The 21,604-nt window shown below is 57.8% G+C and carries 19 protein-coding genes; 10 read left to right on the forward strand and 9 right to left on the reverse strand.

Features of this window, described 5'->3' with window-relative positions; genetic code table 11:
* Nucleotides 1–275: 275 nt before the first annotated feature.
* From VO84_RS16570 to VO84_RS16580, 3 genes are all read right to left on the reverse strand, one after another.
* Nucleotides 276–2,945, reverse strand: a complete 2,670-nt coding sequence (locus VO84_RS16570) for an ABC transporter permease (protein ID WP_082662102.1) — start codon at nt 2,943–2,945, stop codon at nt 276–278.
* Between the two features lie 16 nt (nt 2,946–2,961).
* Nucleotides 2,962–3,312 (reverse strand): PadR family transcriptional regulator, encoded by a 351-nt coding sequence (locus VO84_RS16575; protein WP_058188867.1) that lies wholly within the window; start codon nt 3,310–3,312, stop codon nt 2,962–2,964.
* Between the two features lie 218 nt (nt 3,313–3,530).
* Nucleotides 3,531–4,757 (reverse strand): TIGR03118 family protein, encoded by a 1,227-nt coding sequence (locus VO84_RS16580; protein ID WP_058188868.1) that lies wholly within the window; start codon nt 4,755–4,757, stop codon nt 3,531–3,533.
* A 310-nt stretch (nt 4,758–5,067) separates the two neighbouring features.
* Between VO84_RS16580 and VO84_RS16585 the strand changes: the two genes are divergently transcribed.
* Nucleotides 5,068–6,591 carry a DUF1254 domain-containing protein gene (locus VO84_RS16585; protein ID WP_231738024.1) on the forward strand — a complete coding sequence of 508 codons (1,524 nt, stop codon included), beginning with the start codon at nt 5,068–5,070 and terminating at the stop codon, nt 6,589–6,591.
* Between the two features lie 23 nt (nt 6,592–6,614).
* Here VO84_RS16585 and VO84_RS16590 read toward each other — a convergent pair whose 3' ends face one another.
* The 4 genes from VO84_RS16590 to VO84_RS16605 all read right to left on the reverse strand — a co-directional run bounded on the left by VO84_RS16590 (nt 6,615) and on the right by VO84_RS16605 (nt 12,339).
* Nucleotides 6,615–8,288 carry a carboxylesterase/lipase family protein gene (locus VO84_RS16590; RefSeq protein WP_058188869.1) on the reverse strand — a complete coding sequence of 558 codons (1,674 nt, stop codon included), beginning with the start codon at nt 8,286–8,288 and terminating at the stop codon, nt 6,615–6,617.
* Between the two features lie 164 nt (nt 8,289–8,452).
* The gene (locus tag VO84_RS16595; RefSeq protein ID WP_058188870.1) at nt 8,453–11,068 is read right to left on the reverse strand and encodes an ABC transporter permease; all 2,616 of its coding nucleotides are present in this window, start codon (nt 11,066–11,068) and stop codon (nt 8,453–8,455) included.
* Between the two features lie 29 nt (nt 11,069–11,097).
* On the reverse strand, nt 11,098–11,445 hold the full coding sequence (locus VO84_RS16600) for a PadR family transcriptional regulator (RefSeq protein WP_058188871.1): 348 nt from the start codon (nt 11,443–11,445) through the stop codon (nt 11,098–11,100).
* A 96-nt stretch (nt 11,446–11,541) separates the two neighbouring features.
* Nucleotides 11,542–12,339 (reverse strand): enoyl-CoA hydratase/isomerase family protein, encoded by a 798-nt coding sequence (locus VO84_RS16605; RefSeq protein ID WP_058188872.1) that lies wholly within the window; start codon nt 12,337–12,339, stop codon nt 11,542–11,544.
* Nucleotides 12,340–12,484: 145 nt separating this feature from the next.
* Between VO84_RS16605 and VO84_RS16610 the strand changes: the two genes are divergently transcribed.
* Nucleotides 12,485–12,880, forward strand: a complete 396-nt coding sequence (locus VO84_RS16610; protein WP_197414086.1) for a DUF3592 domain-containing protein — start codon at nt 12,485–12,487, stop codon at nt 12,878–12,880.
* A gap of 89 nt (nt 12,881–12,969) precedes the next feature.
* Here VO84_RS16610 and VO84_RS16615 read toward each other — a convergent pair whose 3' ends face one another.
* Both VO84_RS16615 and VO84_RS16620 read right to left on the reverse strand, forming a co-directional pair.
* Nucleotides 12,970–13,674 (reverse strand): lipid-binding SYLF domain-containing protein, encoded by a 705-nt coding sequence (locus VO84_RS16615; RefSeq protein ID WP_058188874.1) that lies wholly within the window; start codon nt 13,672–13,674, stop codon nt 12,970–12,972.
* A 225-nt stretch (nt 13,675–13,899) separates the two neighbouring features.
* Nucleotides 13,900–14,514 carry a hypothetical protein gene (locus VO84_RS16620; protein WP_058188875.1) on the reverse strand — a complete coding sequence of 205 codons (615 nt, stop codon included), beginning with the start codon at nt 14,512–14,514 and terminating at the stop codon, nt 13,900–13,902.
* 203 nt (nt 14,515–14,717) lie between these two features.
* Here VO84_RS16620 and VO84_RS16625 point away from each other — a divergent pair, with 203 nt between their 5' ends.
* The 8 genes from VO84_RS16625 (at nt 14,718) to VO84_RS16660 (ending at nt 21,597) form a co-directional block, all read left to right on the forward strand.
* Nucleotides 14,718–15,314: a helix-turn-helix domain-containing protein gene (locus VO84_RS16625; RefSeq protein WP_231738026.1), complete on the forward strand. Its 597-nt coding sequence runs from the start codon at nt 14,718–14,720 to the stop codon at nt 15,312–15,314.
* 256 nt (nt 15,315–15,570) lie between these two features.
* Entirely contained in the window at nt 15,571–16,404 is an 834-nt protein-coding gene (locus VO84_RS16630) for an isoprenyl transferase (RefSeq protein ID WP_058188876.1), read from the forward strand.
* Nucleotides 16,405–16,462: 58 nt separating this feature from the next.
* Nucleotides 16,463–17,146 (forward strand): type II RES/Xre toxin-antitoxin system antitoxin, encoded by a 684-nt coding sequence (gene parS / locus VO84_RS23235; RefSeq protein WP_157439961.1) that lies wholly within the window; start codon nt 16,463–16,465, stop codon nt 17,144–17,146.
* The gene (locus VO84_RS16640) at nt 17,146–17,607 is read left to right on the forward strand and encodes an RES family NAD+ phosphorylase (protein ID WP_058188878.1); all 462 of its coding nucleotides are present in this window, start codon (nt 17,146–17,148) and stop codon (nt 17,605–17,607) included. The genes parS and VO84_RS16640 overlap by 1 nt, the downstream gene beginning before the upstream one ends.
* A gap of 47 nt (nt 17,608–17,654) precedes the next feature.
* Entirely contained in the window at nt 17,655–18,491 is an 837-nt protein-coding gene (locus tag VO84_RS16645; protein WP_058188879.1) for a phosphatidate cytidylyltransferase, read from the forward strand.
* A gap of 22 nt (nt 18,492–18,513) precedes the next feature.
* A complete protein-coding gene (locus VO84_RS16650) occupies nt 18,514–19,668 on the forward strand; it encodes a 1-deoxy-D-xylulose-5-phosphate reductoisomerase (RefSeq protein ID WP_058188880.1) in 1,155 nt (384 codons plus the stop codon).
* 25 nt (nt 19,669–19,693) lie between these two features.
* Nucleotides 19,694–21,097, forward strand: a complete 1,404-nt coding sequence (gene rseP / locus VO84_RS16655) for an RIP metalloprotease RseP (RefSeq protein WP_157439962.1) — start codon at nt 19,694–19,696, stop codon at nt 21,095–21,097.
* A gap of 77 nt (nt 21,098–21,174) precedes the next feature.
* Nucleotides 21,175–21,597 carry an acyl-CoA thioesterase gene (locus VO84_RS16660; protein ID WP_058188882.1) on the forward strand — a complete coding sequence of 141 codons (423 nt, stop codon included), beginning with the start codon at nt 21,175–21,177 and terminating at the stop codon, nt 21,595–21,597.
* Nucleotides 21,598–21,604: the final 7 nt, after the last annotated feature.

The following is a 21,604-nucleotide window of genomic DNA, read 5'->3' on the forward strand; positions in this document are numbered from 1 at the left end:
GTTGACAACTGGCTTTTGTGCGTGAGCTTGCGAAAGACAACGGCAAGAACAACCGCAGGTCCTTCGACTGCGTTTTACGCGTAGCGTAAAACTTCGCTCAGGATGACACGTCTTTATAGGTGGCTCTTGCGGCACGACGGAAGTCGTGACCTTTCAAAGCAAAACAAAAGCAGGTCCTTCGACTCACCACCCCCAAACTGAAGAAAACGTTTGGGCCCTTTCGCTCAGGATGACATGCAGTGGTTATGGTGCTGACTGCTAGCCGTAAGAGGCAGCTATTCCGAGCGTAGGGCTGTCATGGGATCAACGTGTGTGGCGCGGAGTGCGGGGATCAAAGTGGCGATTAAGGCTACTGCTGCTAAGAGCAGTGGCGTGAGGATGAAGGCTATTGGGTCCCAGGTTTTTACGGCGAAGAGGAAGCTGGCGAGGAATCGGGTGAGCCAGAATGCGGAGCCGATGCCAATGGCGACGCCGATGAGGGTGAGCAGCATTCCCTGACCGAGGACCATGTTGCGAATGTCGGAGGCTTGCGCTCCCAAGGCCATGCGGATGCCGAGTTCCTGTGTGCGCTGCTCGACGGAGTAGGCCATGAGGCCGTATACGCCTATGGCTGCGAGCAGCAGGCCGGATGCACCGAAGATGGTTAAAAGCAGCATGTTGAAGCGTTGGCGGGATGTAGTGAGGCTATGGATCTCATCCATGGTGCGGATGTGTGCGACGGGCAGACCGGAGCTCGATTGGCGGAGGGCTTCTGTGATGGGCGTTACGAATGTGTTCGGATTGGATGCGGTGCGGACGATCCACCAGAGCGGCACGACGCGTGAGTTGAGGGCTGTTTCGCCATCAGGCATTTGCGCGAGCGGGATGTACATGGTGGGAGCGGGATTTTGATTGAGGCCCTGGTCCCGCGTATCGCCGACGATGCCAACGACCTGGCGCGGTGACTCAGAGAATGGTGAGCCGGCGGGGGAGCCCGGGGCTTTCTGGATACGGTCTTTGAGCGGATCGGAGTTGGGCCAGAATTGTTTGGCCATGGCCTGATTGATGATGATGACTCCCGGAGAGGATGCGTCGTCATGCTCGGTAAAGTTGCGGCCGCGCAGCAGGGGGATTTTTAGCGTGTGAAAGAAGCTCGAGGAGACGGAATAGTAAGATGCACCGCCGGCGAAGGGTCCGTTTCCTTTAGGACGACCAACGACATTGAAGGACATTCCAAAGGCGCCCTCTAAGGGAAGGCCGTTAGCCACGGCTGCATCGAGGACACCGGGGATGGATTTGAGCTGCTCTGTGCCCTGGTGGATGATTTGCGCGACGGGAGCGGATGTTTGAAAACGGCTACCGCTCATGGACATGGCCAGCGTAAGTGTGTTGTGTTGATCGAAGCCGGGATCGACGGCCTGAAGCTTGAGGTAGGTGCGGATTAACAGTGTTGAGCCGATGACAAGGACCAGCGCCAGTGCGATTTCACTGACGACGAGAATGGAACGGAAGCTGGTGCTGCGGGAGCCTGTGCCGGAGCGGCTTCCGCTTTCGTTGAGTGTGCCGAGCAGGTTTGTGCGTAACGCGCTGATGGCGGGAGCGAGACCGAAGAGGATTCCGGTAATAACGGAGATACAAAGGGTGAAGAGCAGAAGGCGTGTGTCGAGCGCGACGGTTGAGCCGTCTTCTCCGAGGCGCGGAAGGCCGCCGATGTTGACGGCGAGCAGCAAGCGAACGCCGACGTAGCCGAGAAGCAGGCCGAGCAGACTGCCGGAGAGCGAGAGGATGAGGCTTTCCGCGAGAAGCTGGCGGATGACGTGCCAGCGGCCTGCGCCGAGGGCTGCGCGTGTGGCGAACTCGCGTTTGCGGCCGGAGGCGCGTGCCAGAAGCAGGTTGGCGACATTGGCGCACGCGATAAGCAGCACAAGTGCGACAGCGCTGAGGAGTATAAGCAACGGGGTGCGCGTGTCGCCGATCATCCACTGCTTGAGCGGCATGACGGCGAAGTTACTTTGCGGGCCGATGGCGTTGGGGATGGCTCGGCGGAACTGGTCAGAGGCTAGCTTGAGCTGGGCATTTGCCTGCTCGATGCTGATGCCGGGCTTGAGCCTGGCGGCGACTCCGAAGTAGTGCGCCATGTCTTGCGTGTTGAGGTCGAATTGATAGGGAACCCAGAGGTCGGCGGGATCGTCTATGACGAAGTTACGGGCGACGACGCCGACTATGAGGTAAGGCTCGCCGTCGAGCTGAACGGTGCGGCCTACGATGTTTGCGTCACCTCCGTAGCGGCGTTTCCACAGGCCGTAGCTGAGCACGACGACGTGCGGGCCGTTGGGGCTGTCTTCTTCCGGCGTAAAGGCGCGGCCCGCGATAAACTGCGCGCCGAAGAGGCTGAAGTAGTTTTGCGTTACGTGAATTCCCTGTATCTGCTGGGGATGGTCGCCGCCTGTGAGATTGATGCCTGCGCCGCCGGTATCGTATGCAGCTATCTGATTGAGGATGGCGGTTTGATGGAGCCACATGTTGAGCTCGGGAACGCTGGTGGAATCGAAGCTGCCCTGCGGGAAGTTCTGCACCATACGCACGAGAGATTGCGGCTCAGGATAAGGGAGCGGTTGAAGCAATACGGTGTTTACGACGGAGAAGACAGCTGTGTTGACTCCGATGCCGAGCGCGATGACGAGCAGGGCGACTGCGGTGAAGCCGGGTGTTTTTCGTAGCGAGCGCCAGGCGAAGCGAACATCGCGCCAGAGATCTTCAAGCCAAGGCACGGAACGATAATGCCATACGCGTTCTCTGACGACGAGTGGATTACCGAATTTGAGTTGTGCCTGACGCTGGGCTTCTGCGTCTGAGAGACCGCGCGCCTGGTTTGCGTCACGCTCGTGCGCGATATGGGATTCGATCTCTTCGGCGAGGTCGCGGTCTTTTTCTTTGCGATGCAGAAAACGCTGAAAGAAGCCCATGGTTGTTCCTCCTGCCCTAGCTGTTCGATTCGCCGAGAATGAGGCCGATGGCGCGGGTCATTTGCCGCCAACGGCTGGTGGCCGCAGTCAGTTCTTTGCGGCCTTTGGCTGTGAGCTGGTAGAACTTCGCCTTGCGGTTGTTATCGCTCACGCCCCACTTGGATGAAACAAGGCCTCGGTCTTCAAGACGATGAAGAGCCGGATAGAGGGATCCCTGCTCGATTTCGAGTGCGTTTTCTGAGGTTTGCTCGATTGAATGTGCGATTGTGTGTCCATGCGCAGGGCCGAAGATAAGAGTGCGGAGGATGAGAAGATCAAGCGTCCCCTGAAGGATGTCACCTGCTTCGGGCGGTTGTTTAGGCGTCATCAGTATCTCCACTCGAATGACTATGGGAGTGACTATACTTCACTCGAATGGCTATGTGAAGGGGAAATATTCTGCGGGATACTGATCCTTCAGGAGATGGTTATCGAAAGCCGCGTTTCTCTACAGGAACTCCAGCTATTGTGAAAGGGTCTAAGAACGAAGCCCAGATCCCGAGTTGGGATCTGGGCTTCATCAGTTGGTGGGTTGTGGAGGCTGGGTTACTGGTCGTTGCCCACAGTCAGGTCGGTGGCAACGGGCTTTAGGTAGCCGAAGAGGCCGCCTGTTCCGTGGTCTGGGCCGGCAGTGAAGTAGAGCTCGGAGGCAGGTGCGCCTGCGGGGTCGTAGCTGCCGGCGGCAGCGCTGTTGCCGGGGCTGATGGCCCAGAGGCCGTTGATTGCGAGCGGCTTTCCGGTGGCATCCTGGACCAGGCCGATGAACTTACCGGTGGCGAGATCGTAGGCGGCGATGGTTCCGCTAAACTCACTGGCGCCGCCGCCGGAGAACTGACCGATAAGCAGGTCGTGGCTATAGGTTCCGAAGTCGAGAGGCGCGAGGGCTACGCCCCAGGGGGCATTGAGCCAGTCCCCGTGTTCGAGGCGGTGCAGAAGTTGACCATCTGAGGAGAAGACATCGACGAAGCCGAGGCCGGGACCGTCGGTTTCGAATGGGTTACCTTCTTCGTGGAGGGCGTAGGCGACAACGATGTCGTTCCCGATGGCCTGAACATTGAAGGGCACGAAGTTCCGGGGAAGACGATCGTCGGTGAAGGGTTTGTTATTGTCATTGTCCCTGTCGCCGTCGCGATACCCATAGTTGTCATCGCGATTTCCGTCCCGGTTTGGTTTGAGGGTGACCTTGTGGAAGGCATTGTCGTAGACGTCGACTGTGCCTTTGGTGAAGTTGGCGGCATAAAGGTAGCGTTTGCCGTTGATGGTGGCGCTGGTAAGGCCGGTGTAGCTGGAGCCGTTTGTGGTCTTGACCATGACGACGGCGTGCGTGGAAGGCGCGCTGCCGCCTGGAGCTATGCCGACGGCTGGGTTCCATCCGGAGATGGTGCCATCAATGGTAGAGAAGAGAAAGGCAGCGGGTGCGCCTGGGGCAAGCAGGAAATCCGTGGGGCTGGCGTTGGCGATGGTGCCTGTTGGAGTACCGGTGGGGAAGGTCTTGCTGTTGGGGTCAGCTTTGGGGATAGTTACGACGAGTGGGGTTATGGCTCCAGCGCCGTTGTAGAGCGTGCTCAGGCCGGTGGCGTTGTCGGAGACCCACCATGGGCTGCTGGAAGTGCGGGAGAGTCCCCACGGATTGATGAGGTGAGGATCCGTAACGGGGGCTACGCCGGATGTGTTAGCTACGAGATTGACCTGGGTGTAATGCTGGGCTTCAGCGACTGAATACAGAGAGATGGCCAACGATGCGACTGTGGTCAAAGACAAAAACGTCTTCATACCTGAACCTCCTGGAGGTAATGCCCCGCGTCATGTTACGAATGTTGCTACGTCAACCGGCCGAGTCGTACACGGTGGCTGGGATTTTCGTGTATGCGGGGAGGGGACACATAAATCCAGAGCGAGCTTAGTCCCACCGTTGAACTCCAGATGTCAGGAAGCTGTCATTGTTCTGTCACAGATTTCGAAAGCCCGTAAAAGTGTGATCGATGTGTCCTATGGCGGTACCAACCAAACCTGTATCTGTGAGTAATGACAGGTGCGGTTTGGTCGTGAAGGGTTTAAATCTAGATGGCTACTGAGTACACGGATGCCAGTGGTACTTCCGGAGGGAATGATGCGCAGAGCCAGTATTTACCTCACAGCCGCAGCCAGTGTTTTCGCAATAGTGCTGACAAGTTGCCAGCAGAAAGCTGCTGACGAGCAGAGTTCCGCGCAGCAGAACAGCAATCCGCCAGCCGCTCCGGCTGCGGCGCAGATCGCAGGCACGCCCACCGGCACTGTGATGACTCCGGAATATGTGGCATCCGTGGGCCGGTTTGCTTACATCTGGGGCTGGCCGCTCGTAAACAATCTCAACCGGTCCCTGGCTGCGCAGCAGCAGCCTAGTCCGGGCCTGGTTGGCGGTGTGGCCCCTGTTTCGCCTCCGGGGCATATCTCCATGCTTACCGACTACATCAGCGCCGACCAGCACATGATCACTTGCCCTAACCAGGACACGGTTTATGGCTCCGGTTACCAACACGTCAATACGCAACCGGTTGTGATCCAAGTTCCTGACTTTGGCAAGCGGTTTTTTGTCTATCAGATTGCCGATGCGCGCACTGACTCCTTCGCTAATATTGGAAGCCAATATGGCACCAAGCCCGGCTTTTACGCGATTGTCGGCTCAAGCTGGAAGGGCACCATTCCCAGTGGCATCACGGCAGTTCTTCACTCTCCGACGGATCTGGTCGTCATCCTTCCTCGCGTCTTCCAGGACGATACGGCTGAGGACAAGGCCGCTATCCAGCCGCTTTTAAGCCAGGTGGTGCTTTACCCACTCAGCGAATTCGATGGCAAGATGAAGACGATGGATTGGAAGAGCATTCCGACGTATCCTGAGCCTGCCAGCGCCGGCGGCGAGATCAAGTGGGTCATTCCGGAGAAATTTTTCGACGAGCTTCCCATCATTCTCAAACAGATTCCGCCTATGACGGGCGAGGAATCGCTGTACGCGACCTTTCAGTCTGTGCTTGATGCTGCGGCGAAGGATCCCAAGCTGAAGCAGACCCTGGTTCAGACTGCAGTGGCTACGGAAAAAGAGGTTATTGGTCCGCTTTTTGAATTTCACAACAATGGCCGTCCTATTGGGAACGGTTGGAACTCTCCGCCCAACGGAGCCAACTGGGGCTTTGACTATCTCTCACGCACCGCGACAGCAAGATCCAACATGTACGACAATGCGCCGCAAGAGACCCGCTACATCTATACCGACTTTGACTCCAGCGGGCAGCGCCTGGGCGGTGCTCATGGTTACACTGTGACCTTCCCGGCGGGACAGACGCCACCTGTCAACGGCTTCTGGTCACTTACGCTCTACAACAAAGAGCATCTCTTCGCGCCCAATGCGCTGAAGCGGTTCTCACTTGGCACGAAGAGCAAGTCGATGAAGCAGAATCCGGATGGCTCGCTGACGATTTACGTGCAGAACACATCTCCCGGAGCGGACAAGCAGGACAACTGGCTGCCCGCGCCGAAAGATAACTTCTCACTTTATATTCGCGCATATTGGCCGAAGGAAGAGGTCACAAACGGCCAGTGGATACCGCCGCTGGTTAAAGTGACTCGCTGAGTGTCGAGATGAGAAGCACGTGCTCAGAATCTGGGGGCGGGGGGCGGCGGTAGCAGGGCGATGAGCTCCTTGGCGTGGATGTTTCGGCATTCGGAGACGGTGTCGAAGACCATGGTTTGCGGATCGGCGTCGGAGAAGGGTTTCCAATCGAGGCCGGGCTGCGATGGGTTGCCGGTGTAGGCGAAGTTGATCCATGCGCGGGAGACCTTGTCCTGCAACGCGTAGCCTTCCGAGGCGTCTCCGGTTGCAACGCGGACCTGCGGCTCGGTGAGGTTGTGAAAGACGAAGGCGATCTCAGCGGTGTGGAAGGATGTGGTGCCGCCGTTGACCGGGTACTCGTAGACGAAGAGATAGTTGTACACCGAAGCATGGCCGGCCTGGGCCTTGGCGGCGAGCGCTCGCGTGTTGGGGCGAGCGAAGAAGAGAACGTCCTGGACCTGCTTGCGCGGGAATGAGGTTTTGAACGCGGCTGCGATGGCATCCTTCTTGTCGCCGAACTCGGCGGTGAGATGCTCGTTTACCTGCTGCGGAGTCCAGCTGTTCTTGTCGATGCTTTTTACGTAATTGCTGGACATTTCGCTGAAGACGCTTCCGGACATCTGGGGGATGTCGGATGACCAGTCGCAGAACTGGCGAAGGATGTAGTTGTCATCGGCGATGACGTTCCAACCGGCGCGCTGATTGTTGGCCTGAGCGACGGAGCGCAGTGCTGCCTGGCCGGCGGTGATGAGATCGAGATAGGGGATGGTTTTGAGTTTGCTAATATCGCTGCCCGTGAGGTTAAGGTTGGCGAGGGTCTGGGCGGCAATCTGCTGCTGAATCTTGAGGAGCGCGGCGGGATCCTGATCGGCTAAAACTTCTCCGCCGCCGCTTTGCGTGACGACTTTGTGGAAGAGGCCTTTTGCGGAGGGGGTGTGCAGCATACGTGCTGCTTTGCTGCCGCCGCCGGACTGGCCGAAGAGGGTTACGCTGCCGGGATCGCCGCCGAATTGTGCGATGTTTGCCTGCACCCATTGAAGCGCTGCGAGGATGTCCGCTGTGCCGGTGTAACGCGACTGAGCGTATTCCGGGCCATAGGCTGACAGGTCGAGCGTGCCGAGGATGTTGAGGCGGTGGTTGAGACTGACGACCACGACATCGCCGAACTCGCTGAGGTTCTTGCCGTCGTAGGCATAGGCTTCCATCGCGGAACCATTGGTGAAGCCGCCGCCGTGAAGCCAGACCATGACTGGCTTTTTGGCAGACGCTGAGGTGCTTTGGGTCCAGATGTTGAGGATCTGGCAGTGCTCGTCTTCGACCCAATAACGATGCGGGAAGACGAACTCGTCGATACCAACGTGCGCCATGGGAGGGATGGGGCAGACTGGACCCCAACTCTGGGCGCTCTTGATGCCTTGCCATGGCGGGACTGGTTTGGGAAGCTCGAAGCGTTCTGCCGTGGCGTAGGGAATGCCGAGGAAGACTGTGGTCTTGCCGTCGCGGTAACCGCGGAGCTGGCCACCCTGGATCTGGACGATGGGCGGGGCATAGTTGGGTGCTGTGGCGGATGGTTCTGTGTGGGTTGCTCCGGTGGAAGGCTTTTCGGCTGAGGCTTTTGGCTCGAAGGCGAGACCAGTGGCAGCGGCTCCTATGAGGGCTGCTCCGGCGCTGAGCAGATCCCGCCGGTTTACTTTTGTGAAATGCGACGTCTGACTCATATCTCTCCAGAATGCCGGGTCATAATTCCATGCGACGAGGCATGGGGTCCGCCTATCTGAAGAGGCTGCTAGGTATGTGGCGGCTCAGTTGCGATCCTGAGCGCCTCTTCCAAGGCGGGGTGCTCAGAGTAGCACGGCGGGTGGGAGCTTGTGGTGCAGCCGAGCTACTCTTCCCGCAGGGCGACCATTGGATCGACGCGCCCCGCTCGCCAGGCCGGAATCCAGCTTGCTGCGAGCGCGACGATGAGTATTGTCAGCGCCATGAGAACAAAGACAAGCGGATCGCCAGGTTGTACGCCGTGGAGCATGCCCGCCAGGGCATGAGCGAGTGCAAAGGCGAGCGGGAGCCCTACGCCTAAGCCAATGGCCGTAAGCCGGCCCGCCCTGCGAAGGACCATTCGCAACACATCTTCGCGCCGTGCGCCCATGGCAATGCGCAGGCCGAACTCTCGGGTGCGTTCCGAGACAAGATTGGCCATGATGGCGAAGATTCCAATGGCTGCCAAAAAGAGAGCGAACAGGGCATCAAAGCCGAGAAGCGCGGCAACGTATGCGAGTCCGACCAGGTTGTCATGCAACAACTGGGCGTATGTCTCCACTGTGTCAAGAGGTATTGCCGGATCGATCCCTGCCAGAGCATTTCGCGCTGCCGGGGCGACGGACAGCGGATCGCCGGTAGCGGTGATGGCGTATGTGACGGACGCGGGCGGAATCTGGCCGGCATCGACGTAGACCGCCGTATGCTGTACCGAGTCCCACAGGGAGTAGTTCGTCTCCTTTGCGACGCCCGCGATAGTCAGCCAGGGCTCATTGCTGTTGCGCCCTCCGATGCGGATGCGATGGCCGAGCGGATTCTGCCCTGGGAAATGCTCTGCGACGAATCGCTCGCTTACGATGGCGACCGGGAGGGAGCTGAGGGAATCCCCTTGATTGAAAACCCGCCCGGCGACGACGGGAACGTGCAGAGCGTCAAAATAGCCGGCGCTCACGGGAAGGTATAACGTGCTCAGAAGCTTGCCGGGAACGGAGGGTCTGTTCTCAAGCTCGACGTCCCGTACCCAGCCGTTGTCGTCGTAGGGCAGCGCGGAGACCAGCTCTGCTTGGGTTACGCCGGGCAACGCGCGGAGACGGGTGAGGCTGGCGTCGTACCATTGTGCGCGTTTTTGCGGAGTGCCGTAGCGGGATTTGGGCAGGTTGATGTTGAAGGTAAGGATGGTGCCGGGCCGGTAAAAGTCGGCAACGTGCAGCCATGCGTTCATGCCCTTTGAGATGAGCGCTGCTCCAATGACGAGCGCAACTGCCAGCGAGATCTGGACGACTGCGAAGATGCTGCGCAGTCGATGCGTGCGGCCTGAGCCAACCGAAGAACGCGAACCGGCCTTGAGCTGATCGACGAGGTTTACGCGCAGTGCGTCCACGGCTGGGGCCATGCCGGCGATGAACCCGGCGAGTCCTGCGATGAGAAGGGAAAAGAACAGCACGCGTCCATTGAGCGAGATGTTGGACCAGCCGGACATATAGCGGGCTACGCGCGCAGGCATGGTGATCAGCGTGAGATGCAGAAAGAGTGCGCCGAAGGCCAGGCCGCCAACTGCGCCTGCAAGACCGAGCAAAATATTTTCTGTAAGCAACTGCCGCAGAATGCGCCAGCGGGTTGCACCCAATGCGATTCGCATTGCAATCTCTGGCCGACGCGCAACGCCGCGCGCCAACTGCAGATTGGCGACATTGGCGCATACGATGAGAAGGAGAAAGAGCGTAGCGCCCATGAGCAGGCGATAGTATTCCGGAGTATAAGGACCATTGATTCCATCGAGCAGGGACTCGACGTGAACGGTCCAGCCCTGATTGGTTGCGGGATAGGCCCCTGCCATGTGCTCGGCCATTGTGCGCAGCTCGGCTTGCGCCTGCTGGACGGAAACTCCATCGCGCAGCCTTCCTATTACCAGATAGTTGCGTTCCACGCGATCGGAAAGCTGCGCAGGGGTGGGCGCGAAGGGAAGGTAGAAGTCCGCAGTGGAGGGATACTGCATCGACTGCGGGAGGACACCTATGATGGTGTAACTGCGTTGATCGAGCTCGATTTTGCGTCCTAGCACACCTGGGTCTGCGCCAAAGTGCTGCTGCCAGAAGGCGTAGTTCAAGACGGCTACCGCGTCCCGTCCCGGCTGACTCTCCTCAGGGCCGTAAACCCTGCCAAACAGTGCGGTGGAGCGCAACACGGAAAAGAAACTGGCTGAGGTGACTGCGGCTTCAATGTGCGCGGCGTCGCCGGCGCCTGTCAGCGTCATGTCGGCTTCTTTTCGCACTGCCAGCTCTTCAAACGAACTAGAGCCCCGGAGCCAATCTTCATAGTTCGCCAGGGCGGCCTGCTCGTAGCCGCCTTTCACTCTCTCTTCTGAGAGCGTGACGACGCGGTCCAGCCTCGGCACCGCAAGAGGATGCAGTACGACTGCATCCATGCTGCTGAATATGGCTGTATTGACACCGATGCCCACTGCGAAAGTGATGAAGGCGGCGATTGTGAAGGCTGGTGATTTTACGAGTTGCCGCACGGCATACCTGAGGTCTTCCCACAGGCTTTCAACCAACGGCAACGTCTGTTCGGCGTGGTAATGCTCGCGGACTGCTTCTACTGCGCCAAGCTTCAGCAGCGCCTGGCGGCGCGCCTCGGTGAGTGTCATGCCAGCGCGCAGGTTCTCTTGGGTTTGAAGAGCGATATGCTCCTCCATCTCTTCCTGGAGCCTTTGGGTGTTGTTGCGCCGCATTGTCAGGTTCATTAGGCGCGCCGAAAATCGTCTCAAAAATCTCATGAGAAGTCCCCCGCTTCGAGCTTGAAGAATTGTGCGATGATGTCCGCGGTCTGCTGCCACTCCCGTGCTTCATTCTGCAGACGGTTGCGCCCGTCGCGCGTGATTTTGTAAAAACGCGCCCGCCGGTTGTTTTCAGATGCGCCCCACGCGGAGGAGATTGCGCCCTCGTGTTCGAGCTTGAGCAGCAAAGGGTACAGCGTTCCCTGGTTTACGGCCAATAGATTTCCGCTGATCTGCTCGATTCGCCGGGCGACGCCGTATCCGTGTAATGGTCCCAGCGTTTCAAGCGTCTTGAGAACCATCAGCGTCAGCGTTCCCTGTTGAACATCCGATTTCTCTTTCATGACCCTTCTCTTGGTATCCAAAAGAAGCGTAGCACATTTTCATTTTGGATGCCAACAGGAGAGAGGCGTATCTTTTTTCGAACCTGAAAAGCCGGTCTAGACTTTTGCGTGCAGGCTGGGCCACTCGGGTTTGCGGTGCTTTAGGAATGCCTGTACGCCTTCGCGGAAGTCTTCGGTGCTTCGCTGGCGGGAGTTGACTTCGATGGCTTCTTCGATCTCCTCATCGAGACGGCGCTTGGAGTGCATACTCAGAAGCTGCTTGACCTCCTGCATGGCCTGGGGGCTGTTCTGCAGCAGCCCCTGAGCATGCGCGCGAGCGGTTTGCATCAGCTCGTCCGAGTTGACGATCTGCGTAACGAGACCGAGGTGGTATGCCTCTTGCGCCTTGACGAGCCGACCGGAGAGAAGCAGCTCGCGTGTGCGCTTTTCACCCACCTGTCGAAGCAGGAAGGAGGCGATGATGGCGGGCACGTAGCCGAGCTTGACTTCAGTAAAGCCGAACTTGGCTTCGGGGACGGCGAGGGTGAAATCGGCCAGTATGGCCAGGCCCATGCCGCCTGCGATGGCCGGGCCATTGACCGCTGCGATGACCGGCTTGGGGAATTCATAGAGCGTGCGCAGGACATTGGCCATGTTTTCGGAGTCCTGGCGGCCTTCTTCCTCCGTGGTGGCGTGGAGCGTGGAGAGGTGTTCCATGTCGAGGCCTGCGCAAAAGGCCGGTCCGGTGCCGGTGAGAATGACAACGCGGCAGTCGGAGTCCTCGGCTTCACTGAGAGCCTGGGAGATCTCCTGCATTAATAGAGGACAGAGCGCGTTACGCTTGTCCGGCCGGTTCATGCTGATGGTGCGTACTTCGTCGTTGTCTTCAATGAGCAGATGATGAAAGCTGGACATGATCGTCTCCATCTCTTACGGAGAAGCAGAGAATAACGCAATTTGTATTCGCCGGAAAGCGAGCTTCGTAACGCGTCCGATGCGATCCGATCCGGCAGCGAAATTGTACGCGCAAACCGTGTGTTTGTGGCAGACTGTTGCCACTATGCTGATTGAGATGTGGGAGCGGCTACGGGGATTCGATAAATGGGTTGAGGCTGAGGCACGGATTGTTTCATCCGAGGTGCAGGAGACCGAGCTCAGTAATCGATATGGGAATACTACCTACACCTATGCATCAGGCGATGTGCTTGCGTGGACTGACGACTCCGGTAATGAGCAGTCGGCAAGCTTTAAAGTGCCGGACAGCTCTCCGCTCTATCAAATGGTAGATGGCCAGAGTCTGCGCATCCGTTACAACCCGAAGAACCCGGCGGAGTTTTATCTGCGTGAGCTGTTTCAAAGCCAGTTGCTTACAGGCGTAAAGACAGTCCTTTTAGTTTTGATTGTTCTGATGGGCCTGACTTACCGGTTCTGGATGCCGGTTCTTTTGCGTCAGTGAGCAAGCGGCCAAGGATGGAATGTTCTACGGAAAAAACGATGGGTCGCGCCAAGAGCACGACCCATCGTTAGTTTGGGAATTTCGAGGTTTTATTTCCCTGCATCCTTGTGCGCGACACCTCGCCGGAATAGCTCACTTACAGTGGCAACAAAGTGGGTAGCGGCTGGAGGAGTTGGTACACCACCCCCAAGTATCCGGGCGAAGGGAATGTCGTGCCCATAGACCTTTTGTGTGTCCGATGTGTTCTGGTGAACGACATCTCCGTTGAGATCGATGCCTGCAAAGAGGCCCTTGTTGCGTGAATAGGTGAGAAACTCGGCGTTTGCCAGTTCGGTTGTTGAGGCTTGCGTGTCTCGGCCTACGGGGCCCGCAGCCACGGATGCATCTCCGCCAAGCTTCACCTTGTCTTTGAGGAGATGATCGATTGCATGATGATTCATGCCGATCAAAACTAAATCCGTGGATTGTCCGCCAGCCTGAAATCCGAAGCTGGCTCCCTCAAGTTGAACGAATGCCGGAGCGCTCCATCGCCCACTCGGAGTTCGGCAGGTCACTACACCCTGTCCGTATTCGGCCCCGAAAACAAATGCGCCCTTTTTGAAAGAGGGTACGACCAGAACGCATGTGGCTTTGGCTGCGATATCCAGTGGTATTCCTTTGTCTGGAGTATCCATCAGTTCATGGAGAACGGCGTGGGCGGCGGCAATGCGAGCGTCAATTTTCGATGTATCCTGTGCTACGGCCATGGGGCTCAAGCTGGCCACTGCGAGTGTTGCAGCAAGTAAAACCTTCATTTGTCGCTCCTTGCGATTGTTCAGCATCTCGATAACTATGTTTACGGGTGGACTCGGGCTTGCTAGATAGATTCTCTCTACGCTGTTTGAGACACATTCCGCGTCAGAGGTTGGCCAGGTGTTCCAACGAAAGTGTTTGTGCATGTACGCAACACTTGTTTCCGGCAGGACCGGGATTATCAGGCTTGTGTGAATCAATTCAAAAGACCCTGCCAGGGTTATCAATTACAGGCCCAGCTCCGATGCGCGCTTTTTCATGGCTTCAAGACAGAATGCGATGTGCGCATCGACCTCGACGCCTAGCTCGGCGGCGCCCTGGTAGACATCGTCGCGGCTGACGCCGCGGGCGAAGGCCTTGTCCTTGAGTTTCTTCTTGACGCTTGCTGGCTCTACGTCGGCGATGGCTTTGCTGGGCTTGACCAGTGCGCAGGCGGTGAGGAATCCGGCGAGTTCGTCGCAGGCGAAGAGCACTTTATCGAGATGTGTGACCCGGGGGACGCCGGAGTACTGCGCGTGGCCGAGGATGGCGGTGCGAGTTTCGGCAGGCCAGCCGAGGCGCTCGAGCTCGTGGACGCCGACGAAAGGGTGCTCTGCGGGCGTCGGGTGTTTTTCATAGTCGAAGTCGTGGAGCAGGGCGGTGGTGGAATAGAGCGTTATCAGACGCTCACGGTCGGAGCCGTTAAGGCTGAGACGGTCGGCTTCGGCTTCTCCGTAGGCGGCGACGCAGGTCTCAACGGCGAGGGCGTGTTTGCGCAGACTTTCGCTCTGGGTCCATTCGTGGAGCAGGCTCAAGGCGTGGCTGCGGCCGTATGTGCTTCCGTTATTGGAGCTTTCGGACATCTGTTCCCCTTGTTAACTACATTGGTTCGTTATTAGCAGGATTGGTTCGTGTTTTTTCGGGTTTTTCCGAGTATTATAGTAGCAACTTAGGGGTGACTCTAAGTCTGTAATTGACAATTATGGTTCATCTCCCCCAATCTAGCAATAATCGTGGTGCAGAGATGCACCGCGGAGATCACGCTCTGGATCTTCGCACACAACTTATGGCAACAACCGTTGTGACTATGCCAATCGCAGGACCCGTGCCGGTGCAAATGGGCCCGGTTCCAGTGATGCAGATGCCAACCCGCGAGGTTATTCGCTGCGAGCATTGTCTTCTGGTGCAGTACCGCACCAAGGATTCAAACTGCAGACGCTGCCACAAATCCCTTGATATGCCTGAGCCTGCTCCCGCGCCGGGGCCTGTACCCGTTGTCGGAGCAAAACCTGTTGCGCCGGAGACAGAAGCCGGTTTGCAGGTTGCGGCGCAGGTGAAGGAAATTCGCCGGGCGCGCCACCTGAGCCAGCGGCAACTTGCCGGCCGGATGCAGGTTCCGCGTACTTATATCTCGAAGATTGAGAATGGGAAGGCGATTCCGACGCTTGGCTCGCTGGAACGGATTGCGAATGCGCTGGAGGTGGACGTTTGCCAGCTTGTGCGCGACACCCGCAGCCGGCGCGAGGAAGAGGTGACGGGGATCTTTGCCGATCCATTCCTGGCGGAGGTAGCGCAACTGTTGCCTCGACTGGACTCGCTGCAGCGTACGCTTTTTCTGGGTGCGGTTCGAGACAAGGCGACGGGGCAGCGGCGTACAGCGTAGGGCAGTTTCCGGGAATTTATGGCTTGCCTTCAACTTAGATTGCAGCGGGCATATCTGCGCCATTGCAGCCCTAATGCGGTTGTGCTAGCGTCAGAGAGGTCCAGCTTTCTGCTGCAAAGTATGTAGCAATGTCTGCGTGGACTCCGCTCTCCATGCGCAGAGGGAGCGGACTCGACTATATTAGGCGAATCAGCGCGTATCGCCACTCTGGCCGCCCGCTTCCGCGCGTCCGGCCCCCCGGAATGAGGCATTTCGATTGCGACCCGCAGGCACGTTGCGCATTCATGAGCTGACGCCGGAAGAGCGCGCGATTTACAGCACGCTGAAGCCGGAGTGCCTGCCGGAGCATGTGGCCATCATTATGGATGGCAACGGCCGCTGGGCTGGTTCGCGCTCGCTGAAGCGCTTTCTAGGCCATCAGCAAGGCGCCAAGAGCGTACAACTTGTGACGGAAACTGCTTCGCGCATTGGGTTACCGTGGCTTACGCTGTATGCTTTTTCGCTTGAAAACAGCCTGCGCCGGCCCAAAGCCGAGGTCAACTTTCTGATGCGGCTGCTGAAGAGCTACCTGGAAGGCAATGTGCAGCGCATGATGGATAACAATGTCCGCATGCGCTACATTGGCCGCACGCACGAGCTGCCCAGCGAGGTACAGGACACCATGCAATGGGCGAGCGAAACTACGAGCGGCAATACGGGTACGACGCTGACGCTGGCCCTGAACTACGGAAGCCGCTCGGAGCTGGTAGATGCTTTTCGCGCGCTGTCGGCGGAGATGCGGCTGAAGCACATATCGCCCGACAGGATTACGGAAGAGGATATTCATCGGCATCTCTACACGGCGCATATGCCGGACCCCGATCTGCTGATCCGCACTTCAGGCGAGATGCGTATTTCGAACTACCTGTTGTGGCAGATTGCGTATACGGAGATCTACGTGACGGACCGGCTGTGGCCGGATTTTCGCGGAGTGAATCTGCTGGAGGCGATTGCGAATTTTCAGCGGCGTGAACGGCGCTTTGGCGGCCTGAGTGAGAACGTGGGCGTGACGGACGAAGAAGCTGAGCGGGTGAAGATCGCGGTCAGCTGACTGCCAAATGGCAGAAAATTTTTGCCAATTTGCCTGATATACAAACTACACTTGGCGTATGCGTGCTGGTTCGTTCAAAATAAGTGCGACGCCTAGAAAATCGGCTCCTGAGCTAGGAGAGGTGCTTGATATTCGTCAGGCCTCAGACTACTTAGGGATCTCTCCTGATGTACTTTACAAGTACGCCATTGAAGGTTTTGTACCAGCGTTCAAGTTGAGTAACCGCTGGCGTTTTAGGCGAGCGAGGCTTGAGGAATGGTTAGATAATCAGCGTAAATTGAACGCTGACTTGATGAATGAATCCCGGGTAATGGAGTCAAGCCAGAAACTTTCGACTTTGCCTACAACCAAGCTGGGCTTGCCCTCACAAAAGCTAGGCGACTTGATCCGTTCTGTTAAGAACGGCTTGCCATTTGACGTTTTGGAGGCGTTATCCGCCGAAATCGGTGTCACGATCTCCGAACTGGGCGCGAACATTGGCGTTCCGTCTCGAACTCTCGCACGTCGAAAAGTTACGGGCAAGCTTAGTGTCGGCGAGTCTGAGCATGTGGTCCGATTAGCTAACCTGTTTCAAAAAGCCCGGATGCTTTTCAATGGAGATGTGTCTAAGGCGCAACGATGGATGCGACTGCCCAAAAAGGCCTTGGGTGGCGAAAGCCCATTAGAGTTCTCATCGACAGAACTAGGAGCACGTGAAGTCGAGAATCTGATTGGCAGGCTGGAGCATGGGGTCTTTTCCTAGTGCTCTCCTGCTGGCGGATTGTGCAGGAGCGCTTTTCCAAAGAGGCTTTTACGGGTGAGGGTGCCAGGCTTTATGGCGGGCGCTGGAACAGTGTGGGCCATGCGGCCGTTTATGCTGGCGGATCGCGTGCTTTGGCTGTCCTGGAGATGTTGGTGCATCTAGATGGGCCGCAACTGCTTAGTTCTTATCTGCTCTATGAGGCGGAGTTTGCGGAGTCGCTGATGACGGAGCTGCCTGCGGGTGGACTGCCGCAGGATTGGAGAGATGATTCTGCTCCGGGGAGCACACAAGCGATAGGAGATGCATGGATTCGAAGCGGCGCTTCCGCGGTTCTGCGTGTGCCGAGCGTGCTGATTCCGCAGGAACATAACTATCTGCTGAATCCGCGTCATGCTGAGTTCGGGAAGATTCGCATTTCGGCGCCTGAGAGGTTTGCTTTTGACTCGCGGTTGAAGGGCTGAGCTGTGTTCTGGCCGGATTCGACAGTGTATTCTCATCCCTGAACGAAATGAAAAGAGTTCTTACTGCATTCGTACTGATTCCTATAGTCCTATTCCTGGTGTTTCTGGGGCCCCGGTGGCAATGGATTTTTACGCTGGTCACGGCTCTGGTGGCGTGCCTGGCGGCGTGGGAGTTTTTGACGCTGGCGCGGCAGACGGCGGCCAAGCCTCCGCGGATTATTGTGCTGGCGGCTATCGTGGCATTCTTTGCCGCGAACTACCAATGGCCTGATCAGCTTGCTGCGATTGGCGGCAGCCTCTGTTTGTTGCTGCTTGTTTATTGCACATTTACCAGTCCGGTTTCGCGTGTGCTTCCGGATGCGACGAGCGCTATTTTTGCGCTTGTTTATACAGGATTTACGCTTGTCACGCTGCCCGCCCTGCACGAGCAGGCCAATGGGCCGTCGCTGGTGGTTTTCCTGCTCTGCGCGGTGTGGGCGGGCGATATTGCGGCGCTTTACGCGGGCAGGCTCTTTGGGCGGCATAAGCTTGCGCCTTCGATCAGCCCCGGAAAGACCTGGGAGGGCGCTGTTGCTTCGATTCTTGGTAGCATAGCGGTCGCCGCGGCGTTGCTGGCGATTTCCCGGCATCTGGCGACCAGCTGGAACTCAGTGGCGCTTTCGTATCAGGATGAGATCTGGTGGTATTGGCTGATTCTGGCGGCCATTGTGAATGTTGCGGCGCAGGTGGGCGATCTGGCGGAGTCGGCGCTGAAGCGGTCGGCTGGGGTGAAGGATTCCGGCACGCTGCTGCCGGGACATGGCGGCGTTTTGGACCGCATTGATGCGCTTCTATTGGCGGCTCCGGTGCTATGGTACGCTCAGATTATTCACCAGCATTTTTAAGGTTTTAAGGCTGACTAAAGTATTGAAAAGACTAGCGATTCTCGGCTCTACTGGCTCCATTGGCCAAAGCACTCTTTCCATTGTTGAGCAGTTTCCGGAGCGCTACTCGGTGGCCTCGCTGGCTGCGGGGCGCAACGTGGAGGAAGCCTTTGCGCAGGTGCTCCGCTGGCGGCCCAAGGTGGTTTCGCTTGCCGACGAAGAGCTGGCCGGCCAGCTTGCCGCGCGGTTGAAGCAGGCAGGCGTGACCGACGTTGAGGTTGTTTACGGGACGGAAGGTACCGTTGCCTGTTCCACGCTGCCGGAGGCTGACTTTGTGGTCTCGGCGATTGTGGGCGTTTCGGGCCTGGAGGCGACGCATGCGGCGATTCTGGCGGGAAAGCCTGTAGGGCTGGCCAACAAGGAGTGCATGGTGGCTGCGGGCGAGATTCTGACTGCGGCGGCGCGTGAGTGGAATGTGCCGATTTTGCCGATCGACAGCGAGCACAATGCCGTGCATCAGTGCCTGCGCGTGGGCACACACGACGAGATCAAGACCATCTGGCTGACGGCTTCGGGTGGGCCGTTTCGCACGACGCCACTGGAGCAGTTTGCGAGCATTACGCCGGAGCAGGCGCTGAAGCACCCGACGTGGGTGATGGGCCGGCGCATCACGATTGATTCGGCGACGATGTTGAACAAGGGGCTGGAAGTGATTGAGGCGTGCCGGCTTTTCGACGTTTCGCCAAGCCAGGTGCGGGTGACGATTCATCCGCAATCGACGGTACATTCGCTAGTGGAGTACGTGGATGGGTCGATCCTGGCGCAGATTTCTGTGACGGATATGCGGCTGCCGATTTTGTATGCGCTGGCGTATCCGGAGCGGCCTGCCTCGTCGCTGACCTTTGATCTGGCGGCGCTGAAGCATCTGGATTTTGAGCAGCCGGATTTTGCTCGCTTTCCGTGCTTGCGGCTGGCCTTTGAGGCGGCGGAAAAGGGCGGCGCGCATTGCATTGCGCTGAATGCCGCGGACGAGATTGCGGTGGAGGCGTTTCTGGACCGCCGCATCCCATTTAGCGGGATCGCGGATACAATAGAAAAAGTGCTCGCAGCCACGCCAGAGTCGCATCCGGGCACGATTGCCGAGGTGCTGGCGGCTGACCGCGAAGCACGCGCTACAGCAGCCGCGCTGATTGGCTGAAGGCTAGAGGAATACACGCTTGTTCTTGGAAAATCTTCATGGTTTTGTCGTTGCCGTCGTCGCCTTTGTGGTGCTGATCGGCGTGATGGTGACGGTACACGAGTTTGGCCATTTCATTATGGCGAAGCTCTTCCGCGTTCGCGTGGAATCGTTTTCTCTTGGCTTCGGCCCGCGCCTCTTCGGTTTCAAACACGGCGATACCGACTACAAGGTTTGCCTGCTTCCGCTGGGCGGCTACGTGGCGATGACCGGCGAGTCAATGCCGGGCGAGAACATGAAGCTCGAAGCCGACAGCAAGGAAGAGATTGAGGCGTATCAGCGGGATCCCGGCGCGCTGACCTCGCACCCGCGCTGGCAGCGAATACTGATCGGGCTGGCTGGACCAGTGTCCAACTTCATCCTCGCGTTTGTGCTGATGGGCGTTTACTACTGGTTCTTCAATGAAGAGCCGAAGGACATGATCAAGCAGACGGTCGTGGAGTGGGTGGTTCCAGGCTCCCCGGCGGCGCAGGCCGGTATTCATGCCGGCGATATCATTCGCCGTTTCGATTCCTACGACAATCCTGACTGGGGTATGGTGGGCGCGCGCATGGCCGTCAATTCCAACCAGACAGTGGCCGCTACGATTGAACGTGACGGGCAGAGCATACCTCTTTCCCTGCACGTGCCGGAGAATCCAAAGGGCCAGGAGACGGATACCACGTTCGCGGGAATGCTGGCGGCGAGCTATAGCGGTCCGATCGGGGTTTTCAAGGTGCAGACGGATAGGCCCGCGGAGCGTGCGGGATTGCGCGACGGCGACTTGATCGAGTCAGTGGATGGGTTGCAATTTCACACAGTGCCCACGCTGCTGGCCTACATGCAGGCTTATCCCGGTAAGCAGGTTACGCTTTCCGTGCTTCGCGGCGGCTCTCCGCTGACACTGACCGCTCAGCCTTCGATCCAGCAGGGAGACACGGTATGGACGCTCGGGTTTGAGTGGGCCAGGCCTTCAATGCAGATGAAGCCTCTGCCGTTTGGCGAGGCGATGGTGAAGTCAGCGAGCTTCTGGAAGGACAATTCCACGCTGATTCTCGACGTGCTGGGGCGGCTTTTCACACGCAAGGTTGGAGTGTCGCAGCTTTCAGGTCCCGTGGGCATTGCGCGTATGGCGGGCCAGGCGGCGGAGATGAAGGGCTACCTGCCGAAGTTTGGCCTGGCGGCTGCTATCAGCCTCAATCTTGGCATCCTGAACCTCATGCCGTTCCCGATTCTTGATGGCGGGATGATTCTGCTGCTGCTGATTGAAGGCGTGATGCGGCATGATATTTCGCTGGTGGTGAAGGAACGCATCTACCAGGCGGCGTTTGTGGTGCTGGTGGTCTTCTTCGCGTTCATTATCTTTAACGATGTGACCAAGCTGCCGATATTCACGCACTTGAAGCCGTAAAAGCAGAGATCAGTTGTCAGAGATCAGATGTCAGCTTTCCGCTGACTATGCAGTAATCTGATCTCTGATTTTTTCCTATGCCAGTTACATCTAAAATTCGCGTGCGGTATGCCGAGACCGATCAGATGGGCGTGGTTTATTACGCCAATTATTTTGTCTGGTTTGAGATTGGGCGCGTGGAAGTGCTGCGCTCCGTGGGTCTTTCATATGACCAGATGGAAAAAGATCACAAGCTGATTCTTCCGGTTGTCGACGCGTCATGCCGTTATAAATCTCCCGCGAAATATGATGAGGAAATTCTGATCGAGACACGGCCTGCGCTGCTGCGCGGGTCTGTGATCAAGTTTGCTTATCGTATTTACCGTGATGCGGACCAGGATGGAGCAGAACGGAAGCTTCTTGCAGAAGGTGAGACTGTGCACGTGGTCTGTGATGAGAAGTTCGAGCGCCAGCCGCTGCCGGATAGCTACGTTGCTGCGCTGCGGAATTTGATGGAGTAGGCGAGTT

Source organism: Occallatibacter gabretensis (assembly GCF_001449115.1).
Classification (GTDB): Bacteria; Acidobacteriota; Terriglobia; order Terriglobales; family Acidobacteriaceae; genus Telmatobacter; species Telmatobacter gabretensis.

What these genes read in the sequence shown, in the direction of transcription:
- VO84_RS16570 (WP_082662102.1), bottom strand. Translation starts at nt 2,945, where the DNA reads ATGGGCTTCTTTCAGCGTTTTCTGCATCGCAAAGAAAAAGACCGCGAC.
- VO84_RS16575 (WP_058188867.1), bottom strand. Translation starts at nt 3,312, where the DNA reads ATGACGCCTAAACAACCGCCCGAAGCAGGTGACATCCTTCAGGGGACG.
- VO84_RS16580 (WP_058188868.1), bottom strand. Translation starts at nt 4,757, where the DNA reads ATGAAGACGTTTTTGTCTTTGACCACAGTCGCATCGTTGGCCATCTCT.
- VO84_RS16585 (WP_231738024.1), top strand. Translation starts at nt 5,068, where the DNA reads ATGCCAGTGGTACTTCCGGAGGGAATGATGCGCAGAGCCAGTATTTAC.
- VO84_RS16590 (WP_058188869.1), bottom strand. Translation starts at nt 8,288, where the DNA reads ATGAGTCAGACGTCGCATTTCACAAAAGTAAACCGGCGGGATCTGCTC.
- VO84_RS16595 (WP_058188870.1), bottom strand. Translation starts at nt 11,068, where the DNA reads ATGAACCTGACAATGCGGCGCAACAACACCCAAAGGCTCCAGGAAGAG.
- VO84_RS16600 (WP_058188871.1), bottom strand. Translation starts at nt 11,445, where the DNA reads ATGAAAGAGAAATCGGATGTTCAACAGGGAACGCTGACGCTGATGGTT.
- VO84_RS16605 (WP_058188872.1), bottom strand. Translation starts at nt 12,339, where the DNA reads ATGTCCAGCTTTCATCATCTGCTCATTGAAGACAACGACGAAGTACGC.
- VO84_RS16610 (WP_197414086.1), top strand. Translation starts at nt 12,485, where the DNA reads ATGCTGATTGAGATGTGGGAGCGGCTACGGGGATTCGATAAATGGGTT.
- VO84_RS16615 (WP_058188874.1), bottom strand. Translation starts at nt 13,674, where the DNA reads ATGAAGGTTTTACTTGCTGCAACACTCGCAGTGGCCAGCTTGAGCCCC.
- VO84_RS16620 (WP_058188875.1), bottom strand. Translation starts at nt 14,514, where the DNA reads ATGTCCGAAAGCTCCAATAACGGAAGCACATACGGCCGCAGCCACGCC.
- VO84_RS16625 (WP_231738026.1), top strand. Translation starts at nt 14,718, where the DNA reads ATGGCAACAACCGTTGTGACTATGCCAATCGCAGGACCCGTGCCGGTG.
- parS (WP_157439961.1), top strand. Translation starts at nt 16,463, where the DNA reads ATGCGTGCTGGTTCGTTCAAAATAAGTGCGACGCCTAGAAAATCGGCT.
- VO84_RS16645 (WP_058188879.1), top strand. Translation starts at nt 17,655, where the DNA reads ATGAAAAGAGTTCTTACTGCATTCGTACTGATTCCTATAGTCCTATTC.
- VO84_RS16660 (WP_058188882.1), top strand. Translation starts at nt 21,175, where the DNA reads ATGCCAGTTACATCTAAAATTCGCGTGCGGTATGCCGAGACCGATCAG.